Raw genomic sequence first — 13,600 nt, forward strand, 5'->3', positions numbered from 1 at the left:
TTTCGCTAATCCTCTTTTTGTTAGTCAAGTTTTCCTCTTTTGGCAGAGGTCGCTATTTATGGCGACCAGGCATGCTCAAAATTGATCCCGGCTACGAGAAAGGTCTGCAGATTGCCGTGGCGCTGGCGGATCGTGACCACATTTTTTATCATAGCCTCCCGTTTCTTGCCTGAGAGATGCCCTTGCCTTCCCACTTCGACATGCTGCTGGCGGTTTTTGACCGCGCGGCGCTGATGCTGATCTGTCTGTTCTTCCTCACGCGCACGCGGGTGTTTCGTCAGCTGTTGCAAAAAGATGAGCATTCGGTGCGAGAAAAACTGGTGGTGACGGCAATATTCTCGCTGTTTGCGCTGTTCAGCACCTGGTCAGGCATTAACGTCGACGGCTCGCTGCTCAATGTGCGCGTGATTGCAGTGATGTCCGGCGGCATTCTGTTTGGTCCGTGGGTAGGCATCGCCACCGGCGTGATTGCCGGTTTGCATCGCTATCTGATTGATATGGATGGCGTCACGGCGGTGCCTTGCCTGATCACCAGCATCATTGCTGGCATCGCTTCGGGCGTGATCAACCGCCGGGTGAATAAAGAGCAGCGCTGGCGCGCCGGTATTCTTGGCGGCATGTTGTGCGAAAGCCTGACCATGCTGCTGATTGTGCTGTGGGCCAAGCCAATGACGCTGGGACTGGCGATCGTGTCCGAGATTGCGCTGCCGATGATTTTGGGCGCATCAAGCATCGGTTTAATCGTGCTGCTGGTGCAGAGCGTCGAAGGTGAAAAAGAGGCGATTGCGGCGCGTCAGGCCAAGCTTGCGCTGGAGATCGCCAACAAAACATTGCCGCTGTTTCGCCAGGTTGATAGCCAGTCGCTGCATAAAGTGTGCGATATCATCCGCACCGACATTCACGCCGATGCGGTCGCCATCACCAATAACAAACAGATTCTCGCTTACGTCGGCTACGGCGAGCAGAACTATCACAACGGCGATGATGCCATCAGCCCGACCACCGCGCAGGCGATCGCCAGCGGTAAAATTATTATTAAAAACAACGACGAGGCACATCGCACCAAAGATATTCACTCGATGCTGGTTATTCCCCTTTGGGAAAAAGGGGAAGTGACAGGCACGCTAAAAATCTATTATCGCCGAGCGCATCGCATCACCGGGTCGCTGAAAGAGATGGCGATTGGGCTGTCGCAAATCATCTCCACCCAGCTGGAAGTCTCGCGGGCTGAACAGCTGCGTGAGATGGCGAACAAGGCAGAATTGCGCGCACTGCAGAGCAAAATTAACCCGCATTTCCTGTTTAACGCCCTGAATGCTATTTCCTCTTCGATTCGCCTTAATCCGGACACCGCGCGCCAGTTGGTGATCAATTTGTCACGTTATCTGCGTTACAACCTCGAACTCAACGATGACGAGCTTATCGATATCAAGAAAGAGTTGTGGCAGGTGAAGGATTACATCGCGATTGAGCAGGCGCGTTTCGGCGATAAGCTGTCGATGATTTATGACGTGGATGAAGATCTGCACTTCACGCTGCCCAGCCTGCTGATTCAGCCGCTGGTAGAGAACGCGATTGTGCACGGTATTCAGCCTTGTCGCGGCAAAGGCGTAGTGACGCTGAGCGTGAAGGATTTAGGCGATCGGGTGCGCGTTGCGGTGCGCGATACCGGCGATGGCATCAGCGATGATGTGATGAGCCGCGTGGCGCGAAACGAGATGCCCGGCAACAAAATTGGTCTGCTGAATGTGCATCATCGCGTTAAGCTGCTCTCCGGCCAGGGTTTGGTCATCACCCGCCATCATCCCGGCACGGAAATCGCCTTTACGCTTAGCAAGAATGGCCAGGGGCTGCCTGCCCCGCTGCGCCCCACCACGGAAACCGCCACGTGAAAGCCATCATCGTTGAAGACGAATTTCTCGCCCAGCAAGAGTTAAGCTGGATGATTCAGCAACACAGCCAAATCAGCGTTGAGGCCTGCTTTGATGATGGGCTGGAAGTGCTGAAATATCTGCAGAACCATCGGGTGGATGTGATTTTCCTCGATATCAACATTCCTTCGCTCGATGGCATGCTGCTGGCGCAAAACATCAATCAGTTTGCCCACAAACCGCTGATTGTGTTTATCACCGCGTGGAAAGAGCATGCGGTTGAAGCGTTTGAGCTGGACGCGTTTGACTACATTCTCAAGCCGTATCATGAGTCGCGCATCATGACGATGCTGCAGAAGCTGGAAGCCAGCGCGCAACAGCAGTTGCAACCACAAAACGCAGCCACCAACTCGCCACAAACCGTCAATCTGGTGAAAGATGAACGCATTATCGTCACCGATATCAACGAGATCTATTACGTTGAGGCGCATGAGAAGTTGACGTTTGTGTATACGCGGCGCGAAGCCTATGTGATGTCGATGGTGATCAGTGAGTTTTGCAGCCGTTTGCCGGAACAACAGTTCTTCCGCTGCCATCGCTCTTACTGCGTCAACCTGAGCAAGATTCGTGAAATCGAGCCGTGGTTTAACAATACCTATTTGGTGAAGTTGCGTGATTTGGATGCGCAGGTGCCGGTGAGTCGCAGCAAGGTGAAAGCCTTTAGGCAGTTAATGAGATTATAAGGCGAACGGCGGATGCCGCTCGCCTGCATGCTTACAGCTCGCGGCCCAACACCTGACGCAAGTGCGCACCGGCGCCGAGTAAGCCCGGCTGATCGTGAGTAATCATATATACCGGAATATCGACCAGGTAATCGCGGAAGCGACCTTTATCTTCAAATGCCGCGCGGAAACCGGAGGCTTTAAAGAAATCGAGGAAGCGCGGCACAATACCGCCCGCGATATAAACGCCGCCGAAGGTGCCCAGATTCAGCGCCAGGTTGCCGCCAAAACGGCCCATAATCACGCAGAACAGCGACAGCGCGCGACGGCAATCAATGCAGGTATCTTTTAATGCGCGTTCGGTAACATCTTTAGGCTTGAGGTTTTCTGGCTCACGCTCATCTGACTTCACGATGGCGCGATACAGATTAACCAAACCGGCACCGGACAGCACGCGTTCCGCCGAAACGTGGCCAATCTCCGCGCGCAGCACTTCGAGAATTTCACCCTCTTCTTCGCTATTTGGCGCGAAGTCGACGTGACCGCCCTCGCCCGGCAAGCTGATCCAGCGCTTATCCACGTGCACCAAATGGCTGACGCCAAGGCCGGTGCCCGCACCATAAATCGCGATAGGCTTGCCTTCAACCGGCGCTCTACCGCCGAACTGAATCACTTCCTGTTCGCTCAGCATCGGAATCGCCATGGAAACGGCGGTGAAATCATTAATGATTTCCAGGCTTTCCAGCGCCAGATGCTCTTTCATCACTTTGGTCGAGAACGCCCAATCGTGGTTGGTCATCTCCACCCAATCGCCGGTAATCGGACAGGCAATAGCGATACAGGCGTGCTTAATGTCCTGTTTTTGCTCGTCCAGATAGTGGCGAATCACCGCTTCGAGATTGTCGTAGTCTGATGTTGAGAAAGTTTGGGCTTGCGAGATAGCGCCGTTTTCTACCTCACACAATGCGAGACGGGCATTGGTACCGCCCACATCGCCGACCAGGGCGTATGTTGTCATTCTTCTGCTGCTCCGCTTGGGTCATAAACAATTGCAGGACACTATAAAAGCCTGCCAATAAAACAACAACGCCCACCTGCACGATGGGCGTAATCCATTCAAAGATGCTGCACAGCCTACCGATCACCTGCCCGACTTCCCAGCGGCAACTTTCCGAAATTTAGCCACTATTACGCTGATGCAGTGCGGCGGTGACTTTACGTAGCAGCGGCGGCAAGTCCTGTTTGTCCATCACCACTTCCACCAGCGACAGACGTCGATTCCGCATCAATTGTTCCATCACCGCGTCGAGTTGCACCGTTTCGCTGACGCGCCAGCTTTGCGCCGCACAGTGCTGGCTCAGCGCCTGCGGTAGCGCGGTCCAGTTCCATTGCGCGATATCATTGTAACGTTGCTCAGCACCGTGAATCGCGCGCTCAACGGTATAACCATCGTTATTAATCAAGAAGATAATCGGCTGCTGGCCGTCGCGTAGCATCGAACCTAACTCCTGAATCGTCAGCTGCGCAGAGCCATCGCCAATGATCAGGATGACCCGCCGATCTGGCTGCGCGGTTTGCGCACCAAAAGTGGCGGGTAAAGTATAGCCAATCGATCCCCACAGCGGTTGCACCAACAGTTGTGCATCCTGCGGTAAACGCAGCGCCGCCGCACCAAAGGCCGCAGTGCCTTGATCGGCAAGGATAATATCACCGGGTTGCAGGAAGCGCTGCATGGCCTGCCAGAATGCCTGCTGACTGATTACCGCCGCAGCAATTTGCTCACTTTCCTCGCACTCAGGCGCATCTGCCAGCCGCCAGTGCGCGCAGTGACGCTGATAAATCGGCGTCAGCGCCGCCAGCGCCTGCTGCATGCTCAACGGCGCAAACACCTCGCCAGCGACCGTGGCCTGAAACGGCTGCAGATCGATCACGCGCTCGGCGGGCAGATTTTGTGTGAAGCCGGCGGTTAAGGTGTCGGTAAACCGCACGCCGACGCACAGCGTAACGTCGGTATCTTCGATGGCCTGACGCACCGCCTCGCTGCTGCCTTGCGCGGCGTACGTACCGACGAAGCCCGGCTGCTGCTCGTTCAGCACGCCCTTGCCCATCAACAAGGTGGCGGCAGGAATCGCACGCAGCTGGCGCAACACCTCAAGCTGTGGCTGCAACTGCCAGCGTGAGGCCAGGAAATCGGCCAACAGCGCCACGCGCTGTGCTGGTGCCAGCAAGCGTTCTGCCGCATCGGCAAAGGCCACGGCAACCTGCTGATGGTTATCTGCGGCTGTGGCTTTTTCCTCTGATAGCGAAATCTCAGCCGCCGCCACATCCACCGCCAGCAGTAAATAGCCGGGGCGATGTTGCGTTAGCGCCTCGCTGATAACGCGATCAATCTCAGTCACTGCGTTTTCCGCCGTCAGCACCGCCGATGCCACACTTACTTCCTGCGCCATACGCAGGAAGTGACCAAAATCGCCGTCGCCCAGCGAATGGTGCACACAATCGCCCTGCTGTTGCGCCTGACTGGCGGGCGCGCCAACGATATGAATCACCGGCACATATTCGGCATAGCTGCCGGCGATGCCGTTGATAGCGCTGAGCTCGCCGACGCCAAAGGTGGTCAGCAGTGCCGCCGCACCGTTGCAGCGCCCGTAACCATCCGCCGCATACGCCGCATTCAGTTCATTGGCACAGCCAACCCAGGCAATGTCGGGATGCGCAATCACGCTGTCGAGAAATTGCAGGTTGTAATCGCCGGGCACGCCGAACAGATGACGGATGCCAGCTTGCTGTAATCGGTGCAGTAAATAATCGCCAACATTCGGGTTTTTCATCGACAGCTCCTTGTTAAGGGGATAATCACGAGTATTAGCGATGTGGCTGAATTGGCGAGATATTCATCATCGTGGCGTGGTGATTTGTGGCAAGCATTCGTTACGACGACAGATAATTCTGTAAGTTGCGATCTTCGGCGCGTTTCGCCTTAGTGTAAACGCATACACTGATATGCTGATGTCACTTTCTCCCCTATGAGACAGGAACGCTGCATGAGTGCTTTTCCCCATCCCGAACGTTATCAACAGATGCAATACCGCCGCAGTGGCCGTAGCGGCCTGAAGTTACCGGCGATTTCACTGGGTTTGTGGCATAACTTTGGCGACAGTACGCGCGTCGATAACAGCCGTGAACTGCTGCGCCATGCCTTTGATCGCGGCATTACCCATTTCGATCTCGCCAATAATTACGGCCCGCCGCCGGGATCGGCGGAATCCAACTTTGGTCGCATTCTGCGCGAGGATTTTCAGGGACTGCGTGACGAGCTGGTGATTTCAACTAAAGCCGGTTACACCATGTGGGACGGCCCATACGGCGATTGGGGTTCGCGCAAGTATCTGATTTCCAGTCTCGATCAAAGCCTGAAGCGCATGGGATTGGAGTACGTTGATATCTTCTATCATCACCGCCCCGATCCCGAAACGCCGCTGGAAGAGACCATGCGTGCGCTGGATCAGGTGGTGCGTCAGGGCAAAGCGCTGTATGCCGCCATCTCCAACTATCCGGCAGACAAAGCTGCCGAAGCGATTGCGATTCTGCGCGACCTCGGCACGCCTTGCCTGATCCACCAGCCGCGTTATTCGATGTTTGAACGTATGCCTGAGCAGGGTTTACTGGATGTGCTGGGCGACAACGGCGTTGGTTGCATCGCCTTCTCGCCGCTGGCGGGTGGCGTGTTAACCGACCGCTATTTGCAGGGTATTCCACAAGACTCGCGCATCGCCAGCGGCAGTAAGTTCCTGAATGAAAACCAGCTGACGCAAGAGAAGATGGAAAAAGTGCGTCAGCTGCAGGCGATTGCCCAACAGCGCGGCCAGAAGCTGGCGCAGATGGCGCTGAGCTGGGTGCTGCGCGATGCGCGTGTTACCTCGGTGCTGATTGGCGCCAGTAAAACCGCGCAAATTGATGATGCGGTTGAGATGTTGAGCCAGCCGGAACTAAGCCAGGATGAGATCGACGCTATCCACAACATCTTAGTGTAAACGTTTACCCGCCCGGCATTGGTCGGGCGTTTTCCGCAGCAGAAAATTCTCATTTCAGATTTACCTCAGCGTTTTCAGACTGATTCTCAAGGCTTCCCTGGTCCGATGTGGCAAACTAGCGCAACGGTGGCAGTTATAAGCTACTGAAAAGGAGAAGTTATGAAACGTGCCATTTTGTTTGCCGCCTTGCTGGCAACCTTATCCCCATTGGCTATCAGCACAGCACAAGCCGACAGCGCCACCATCAATTTGGGTCCGGGCGTTACGCTGCATCTCGGCGATCGCGATCGTCACGGTAATTACTGGGACGGGGGGCGCTGGCGCGAGCCGCGCTGGTGGAACGATCGTTATCAGTACAATGATCATCGCTGGTGGCGTCACGAAGAGTGGAAACGTCATCGCGCCTATGAACGTGAGCGCGAACGCCGCTGGCATGAGCGTGAACGTCGTGAACATCACCGCCACGATCATCGCCATGATGATCGTCGAGGTCACCACGATCACCATCATCACTAAACAAAAAATCCCGCACAATGGCGGGATTTTTCTTTTCTCTGGCAGTTACCAACCGAGCGCTTCGCCGACCAGCAAATAGAGATTGAGCGCGATCACCAGCACCACAATCAGCCGCCCGGCATTCTGCATCAGACGCGAGTTCACCATCTCATCGCCCATCAATTCGCGGTTGCCGGTAAAGGAGAGCAGCGGAATCAGCGCCAGCGCGATACCAAAACTCAACAGCACCTGACTCATTACCAGAATGCGCGTGGGATCCCAGCCCGCCCAAATTACTATAAAAGAGGGCAACATGGTGATGGTGCGGCGGAACCACAGCGGAATGTGGAAACGGATAAAGCCCTGCATCACCACTTGTCCCGCCAGCGTGCCAACCACGGTTGAGGAGAGACCGGCAGCCACCAGACTCAAACCAAACACAATTGCTGCCGCTTCACCCAACAGCGGTTGCAGCGTTAGGTATGCCTGATCGAGATCGACGATGCTGGAGTGACCGCTAAAGTGAAACGCCGCGGCGGCGGTGGCCATCATCGCCAGATTCACAAAGCCAGCGATGGTCATGGCGATAGCCACATCCAGCTTGGTTGAACTGTAACGTTGCGCCTTGCTGCCTTTATTGCCGTGCTGCGTCAGCGCCGAGTGCAGATAAATCACGTGCGGCATAATGGTGGCGCCTAACACACCAGCAGCGAGGAATACCGCATCCGATGTTGGCAGCGATGGCAGCGCCATGCCAACCACCAGCTCACTCACTTTAGGCTGGGAGAAAAACAGCTCCACAATATAAGCCGCCGCTACAAACAGCAGCAGACCGCCAATCACCAGTTCCAGCGGCTTCTGCCCGCGACTTTGCAGCATCAGAATCAGGTAGGTCGCGATACCGGTTAACACCGCACCCTGCAGCAGGGAAATGCCAAGTAATAGCTTGAAGCCGAGCGCCGCGCCGATAAATTCAGCGAGATCGGTGGCCATGGCGATGATTTCCGCCTGCACCCAATAGAACCACACCGCCGGGCGCGGGAAGCGATCGCGGATGTGTTCTGCAAGATTTTTGCCGGTAGCAATGCCCAGCTTGGCGGACATCAGCTGGATCAGCATCGCCATGACGTTGGCCCACACCACCACCCATAACAGCTTGTAGCCATAGGCGGCGCCAGCCTGAATGTTGGTCGCGAAGTTGCCGGGATCGATGTAGCCAATCGCCGCAATAAAGGCCGGGCCCAGCAGCGCGAGTTTGATCTTTCTGGCTCCGCGAGCGGCGCGCTCGGCGGTGCGGCTTTCTAGCATAGTTTTACCCTGTCCTAATGCTTGTTGACCTGTCCAGATTAAGGGTCATTCAAGGCAGATGAAATTTGGTTATAGTTATTGTAGTAATAGATGGTGCTATAAAGTATAGCCATTGCTATACATTACGGTAAAGTCAGTTCTTGCTTAAAACAAGTGCAACGCAAAAGACTCTACTCTTGGGTTATTTTATAGACAATGTTTTTGTGGATATTTCTTGTGATGAATTTGTAATAGGGTTGTGAGCGGTCAGACTTATCTGAGAAAAAACGCGATAGCGAATACTTATAATGTGGTTTTGATCTCGTTTTTAAGTAACGCGTTACATAGAATACGCAACAAAATACAACCCTCCTCAAATTTGGAGCCGACATGTCCCATGTTTTGCATTTTCTTTTAGCACTAGTGGTGGTAGCGGTGCTGGCCTTGCTGGTCAGCCACGATCGTAAAAGCATCCGTCTTCGTTATATCGTTCAACTTCTGGTAATCGAAATTCTGCTGGCCTGGTTCTTCCTGAACTCCTCCATCGGTCTCGGCTTTGTGCAGGGCTTCGCAGGATTCTTTGATCATCTGCTCAAATATGCCGCCGAAGGCACCAACTTCGTGTTTGGCAATATGAGCGAAAAAGGTCTCGCTTTCTTCTTCCTTAACGTGCTTTGCCCCATCATTTTCATCTCTGCGTTAATCGGTATTTTGCAGCATTTCCGCATCTTGCCGTGGGTGATTCGCGGCATTGGTACCGTGCTGTCCAAAGTAAACGGTATGGGCAAACTGGAATCCTTTAACGCCGTGAGTTCTCTGATTTTGGGACAGTCAGAAAACTTCATCGCCTATAAAGATATCCTTGGCAAAATGTCACAGCGCCGTATGTACACCATGGCAGCGACTGCCATGTCGACCGTTTCGATGTCAATTGTCGGCGCCTACATGACCATGCTGCAGCCAAAATATGTGGTGGCCGCGCTGGTATTGAACATGTTCAGCACCTTTATTGTGCTGTCGCTGATTAACCCGTACCGCGTGGACAGCGAAGAAGATCTGCAACTGCAGGACCTGCATAAAGGCCAGAGCTTCTTCGAAATGCTGGGCGAATACATCCTCGCCGGTTTTAAAGTTGCGATGATTGTTGCCGCAATGCTGATTGGTTTTATCGCCTTGATCACCGGTCTGAACGCGCTGTTCGACCTGATTTTCGGCATCAGCTTCCAGGGCGTGCTGGGCTATGTGTTCTATCCATTTGCGTGGGTGATGGGTGTTCCTTCACACGAAGCGCTGCAAGTAGGCAGCATCATGGCAACCAAACTGGTTTCCAACGAATTCGTGGCAATGATGGATCTGCAGAAAATCGCCGGTCAGCTGTCGCCACACTCGGAAGGTATTCTTTCTGTGTTCCTGGTCTCCTTTGCTAACTTCTCCTCAATCGGGATTGTGGCAGGCGCGATTAAAGGTCTGCACGAAGAGCAAGGTAACGTGGTTTCACGCTTCGGCCTGAAACTGCTGTACGGTTCAACGCTGGTGAGCGTGCTGTCAGCCGCTATCGCTGGTCTGGTGTTGGCCTTCTGATATACGGGGCGAGCTGCGGCTCGCCCTTCTGTTCTTAATTATTTCCATCAGTTCTAATCCGCGTCGCTTCCGCTTTTCCCCCGCTATCACCCGCTTCACTGTTAAACGCAAAACCTTTGCACAATATTGAATTTCCGTTCACACCGCCTGCGCCCGTAGTTTTTCTCCATGACGTCACTTCAGGAGAACCGCATGAGCATTCAATTCCTAGGCATGATAGGCCACCGCCTCGCTTCCGAAATTATTCCGGCTAGCGGCCCGCTGTTCGATAAAGAGTACATTGCGCGTTTTGCGCGGGCGCACGAAGACGCCGGTTTTGATCGCATTCTGGTGGGCTATTGGTCGGATCAGCCGGATGGTTTTCTGGTCACCGCGCACTCGGCGGCGCACACCTCGACGCTGAAATTTTTGCTTGCGCATCGTCCCGGCTTTGTCTCGCCGACGTTAGCGGCGCGCAAGCTGGCTTCGCTTGATCACCTCACCGACGGTCGCTTAGCGGTGCACATCATCAGCGGCGGCAGCGATGCCGAGCAGCGCCGCGACGGTGACTTCCTCAATAAAGCCGAGCGCTATGCGCGTAGCGATGAGTTCCTCACCGTATTGAAGCAGAGTCTCGAATCCGCGCAGCCGTACGATCATCAAGGCCAGTTTTATCAGGCCGAGCAGGCGTTCTCAGCCATCAAACCGCTGCAGAATAAACTGCCCATCTATTTTGGCGGATCGTCGCAGGAGGCGATTGATGTTGCAGCACGCCATGCCGATGTGTTTGCGCTGTGGGGCGAGCCGCTGAAAGGCGCGGAAGAGACGGTACGCAACGTGCGTGCCGCTGCCGCCAGACAGGGCCGCGAAATTAACTTCAACATCTCGTTCCGGCCGATTCTTGGCACAACTGAAAAAGAAGCCTGGGAACGTGCGGAGCACATCCGCGCCACGGCTGAAAAACAGCTTAACGAAAGTGGCTTTACCTTTGGTAAGGCGAAGCCACAGAGCGTTGGCGCGCAGCGTTTACTCGCCGCCGCCAATGAAGGCGATCGTCTGGATAAAGTGCTGTGGACCGGCGTCGCAAAACTGGTTCAGGGCGGCTACAACTCCACTGCGCTGGTGGGAACGCCGGAGCAAGTTTCCGATGCACTGCTGGAATATTATCGCCTTGGCATTCATAGCGTGCTGATTCGCGGCTTCGATCCGCTTAACGATGCGGTGGAATATGGTCGCGAGCTGATTCCGCTGACGCGCGAGAAAGTCGATGCGCTCTCAGCCGCCGAGAAAAGGAGCGCCTGAAGCTTATGAGCCAGTATCAGCACCAGCGCCTGCGTGATTTTGTCGCCAATCTTGCCAACTTGCTGGATGCGCAGCCGGAGGAGGCCACGGTGTTGCAACGTGGTAGCGCGTGGCTTGGCGAGTTGATTCGCCACGACGACTGGCTGGACGATGCCTTTACCCAACCTCATCCCGAACACTATCAACAATATTTGTTGTATGCCGATGCGCAGCAACGCTTTTCGGTGGTGAGTTTCGTCTGGGGGCCAGGCCAGCAAACGCCGATTCACGACCATCGCGTATGGGGACTGATTGGGATGCTGCGCGGTGCAGAGATTTCACAATCCTGGCAGCCGGGGCCGAACGGATTGCAGCCGGAAGGCGCGCCAGTCCGACTCGATCCCGGCCGCGTTGAGGCGGTGTCGCCGACGGTAGGCGATATTCATCGCGTCAGCAACGCCTATGACGACCGCGTCTCCATCAGCATTCACGTTTATGGCGCCAATATTGGCGCGGTCAAACGCGCGGTCTACCGCGAAGACGGCAGTGAAAAAACGTTTATCTCCGGTTACAGCAACCGTTACTTACCGAACATTTGGGACCTTTCACATGACTAAACCGGTTTTCCCTTTACGCCAGGCGGCGGAAATTATTGAAGCCCTGCGTCAGCAGCAGGAAGTGGCGATTGTCGATGTGCGCGATGAAGCGCTGTTTGCCACCGCGCATCCGTTGTTTGCCGTGAATATTCCACTGTCAAAACTGGAGCTTGAGCTGCTGGACCGCATTCCGCAGCGCACCACCGCGATCACGCTGTATGACGGTAACGAAGGCCTGGCGCAAACCGCTGCCGAACGGATTGCCGCGCTGGGTTACAGCAATGTCGCGCTGCTGGCAGATGATTTGGCCGGCTGGCAAGCGGCAGGCGGCGAACTGTTTATCGACGTGAATTCACCCAGCAAAGCCTTTGGCGAGCTGGTTGAGCATCACAATCACACACCTTCTTTATCTGCGGACGAGGTGCATCAGCTGATTAACAGCGATGCTAACGTGGTGGTGCTCGATGCGCGTCGTTTCGATGAATATCAAACCATGAGTATTCCAGGCGCCACCAGCGTGCCGGGCGGTGAACTGGTGCTGCGCGTGCGTGACATCGCGCCATCGCCGGAGACCACGGTGATAGTGAACTGCGCCGGCCGCACGCGCAGTATCATTGGTACGCAATCGCTGGTGAACGCCGGGATTCGCAATCCGGTGTTCGCACTGCGTAATGGTACCATCGGCTGGACGCTGGCCGGGCATGCGCTGGATAAAGGCCAGTCGCGCCGCTACGGTGAGGCCAGCGAAACCGCACAGCATCAGGCGGCGAACAATGCGCGCATCATCGCCGATCGCGCCGGTGTGGAACGTATCCCACTCGCAACGCTGAAACGCTGGCAGCAGGAGACGCGCACCACTTATCTGTTTGATGTGCGTGATGCCGACGAATACGCCGCCGGGCATCTGCCTGGCAGCCGCCATGTGCCGGGAGGTCAACTGGTGCAGGAGACCGATCATTACGCCAGTGTACGCGGTGCGCGTATTGTGCTGATTGATGATGACGGCGTGCGCGCCAATATGACCGCATCCTGGCTGGCGCAGCTTGGCTGGCAGGTTTCGGTGCTGGAGGAGCTGCAGGCCAGTGATTTCAGTGAACGCGGTAACTGGAAAGCGCAGGTGCCGCCCGTCGCTCAACCCGAATTCATCTCACCGCAGCAGTTAGCGGAATGGTTGCAGGAAGGACAAACGCAGGTACTGGATTTCACCACGCGCGCGAACCATCTCAACAGCCATATTCCGGGCGCGGCCTGGTTGCTGCGCTCTACCCTGCAGCAGCAAGGCAAAGCGTTGTTGCCGGAGGCACGTCGCTATGTTCTGACCTGCGGCAGCAGCCTGCTAGCGGGTTATGCGGTGCAACAAGTGGCTGAGCTGACCGGCAAGCCGGTGTTTGTGCTGGAGGGCGGTAACGCTGCCTGGCGCGAAGCGGGTTTGCCAACGGAGCAGGGAGAGCAGCAACTGTTGTCCCCGGCCATTGATCGCTATCGCCGTCCATATGAAGGCACCGATATTGAAGCGGGCGTGATGCAGGCGTATCTGGACTGGGAATACGGTTTAGTGGCGCAGCTGGATCGCGATGGCACGCACGGTTTCCGGGTGCTGCAATTGCAGCCGTAGGCTGTTACGGCCTGATGATAATTTGCGTCGTGAGTGATGAGGTCGCCAAAATGGCGGCCCTTCAAACGACAAAAATCGCAATTTACTGCGTTGCGTTTAAGAAGGTATTTTTTTGAATGTGTTCAGAATGAACAGAGAT

11 protein-coding genes are annotated in these 13,600 nt (G+C 55.3%); 8 read left to right on the forward strand and 3 right to left on the reverse strand.

Going from position 1 to position 13,600, the window contains the following annotated elements:
* Positions 1-200: 200 nt before the first annotated feature.
* Entirely contained in the window at positions 201-1,892 is a 1,692-nt protein-coding gene (locus tag KVT28_RS13335; RefSeq protein WP_305801709.1) for a sensor histidine kinase, read from the forward strand.
* Positions 1,889-2,614 (forward strand): LytTR family DNA-binding domain-containing protein, encoded by a 726-nt coding sequence (locus KVT28_RS13340; RefSeq protein WP_217548914.1) that lies wholly within the window; start codon positions 1,889-1,891, stop codon positions 2,612-2,614. Before KVT28_RS13335 ends, KVT28_RS13340 begins: the two co-directional genes overlap by 4 nt.
* Before the next feature lie 31 nt (positions 2,615-2,645).
* On the opposite strand, the gene glk is transcribed toward KVT28_RS13340, so the two are convergent.
* Together glk and KVT28_RS13350 are read right to left on the reverse strand one after the other, a co-directional pair.
* Positions 2,646-3,611, reverse strand: a complete 966-nt coding sequence (gene glk, locus KVT28_RS13345; protein WP_101763595.1) for a glucokinase — start codon at positions 3,609-3,611, stop codon at positions 2,646-2,648.
* A 160-nt stretch (positions 3,612-3,771) separates the two neighbouring features.
* A complete protein-coding gene (locus tag KVT28_RS13350; protein WP_217548916.1) occupies positions 3,772-5,424 on the reverse strand; it encodes an alpha-keto acid decarboxylase family protein in 1,653 nt (550 codons plus the stop codon).
* Positions 5,425-5,637: 213 nt separating this feature from the next.
* Between KVT28_RS13350 and mgrA the strand changes: the two genes are divergently transcribed.
* Positions 5,638-6,627 (forward strand): L-glyceraldehyde 3-phosphate reductase, encoded by a 990-nt coding sequence (gene mgrA, locus KVT28_RS13355; RefSeq protein WP_110866527.1) that lies wholly within the window; start codon positions 5,638-5,640, stop codon positions 6,625-6,627.
* Positions 6,628-6,786: 159 nt separating this feature from the next.
* The gene (locus KVT28_RS13360) at positions 6,787-7,143 is read left to right on the forward strand and encodes a DUF2502 domain-containing protein (protein ID WP_101763592.1); all 357 of its coding nucleotides are present in this window, start codon (positions 6,787-6,789) and stop codon (positions 7,141-7,143) included.
* Positions 7,144-7,188: 45 nt separating this feature from the next.
* Here KVT28_RS13360 and KVT28_RS13365 read toward each other — a convergent pair whose 3' ends face one another.
* Entirely contained in the window at positions 7,189-8,430 is a 1,242-nt protein-coding gene (locus KVT28_RS13365; protein ID WP_008101352.1) for an Nramp family divalent metal transporter, read from the reverse strand.
* Positions 8,431-8,799: 369 nt separating this feature from the next.
* On the opposite strand from KVT28_RS13365, the gene KVT28_RS13370 reads away from it, so the two are divergent.
* The 4 genes from KVT28_RS13370 to KVT28_RS13385 all read left to right on the forward strand — a co-directional run bounded on the left by KVT28_RS13370 (position 8,800) and on the right by KVT28_RS13385 (position 13,461).
* The gene (locus KVT28_RS13370) at positions 8,800-9,990 is read left to right on the forward strand and encodes a NupC/NupG family nucleoside CNT transporter (RefSeq protein ID WP_101763591.1); all 1,191 of its coding nucleotides are present in this window, start codon (positions 8,800-8,802) and stop codon (positions 9,988-9,990) included.
* A gap of 192 nt (positions 9,991-10,182) precedes the next feature.
* Positions 10,183-11,271: an LLM class flavin-dependent oxidoreductase gene (locus tag KVT28_RS13375; protein ID WP_217548918.1), complete on the forward strand. Its 1,089-nt coding sequence runs from the start codon at positions 10,183-10,185 to the stop codon at positions 11,269-11,271.
* Between the two features lie 5 nt (positions 11,272-11,276).
* Positions 11,277-11,867 carry a cysteine dioxygenase gene (locus KVT28_RS13380; protein WP_101763589.1) on the forward strand — a complete coding sequence of 197 codons (591 nt, stop codon included), beginning with the start codon at positions 11,277-11,279 and terminating at the stop codon, positions 11,865-11,867.
* The gene (locus KVT28_RS13385) at positions 11,860-13,461 is read left to right on the forward strand and encodes a rhodanese homology domain-containing protein (protein WP_217548920.1); all 1,602 of its coding nucleotides are present in this window, start codon (positions 11,860-11,862) and stop codon (positions 13,459-13,461) included. The genes KVT28_RS13380 and KVT28_RS13385 overlap by 8 nt, the downstream gene beginning before the upstream one ends.
* Positions 13,462-13,600 lie beyond the last annotated feature (139 nt).

The organism is Pantoea sp. GbtcB22, from assembly GCF_019091025.1.
Classification (GTDB): Bacteria; Pseudomonadota; Gammaproteobacteria; order Enterobacterales; family Enterobacteriaceae; genus Pantoea; species Pantoea leporis.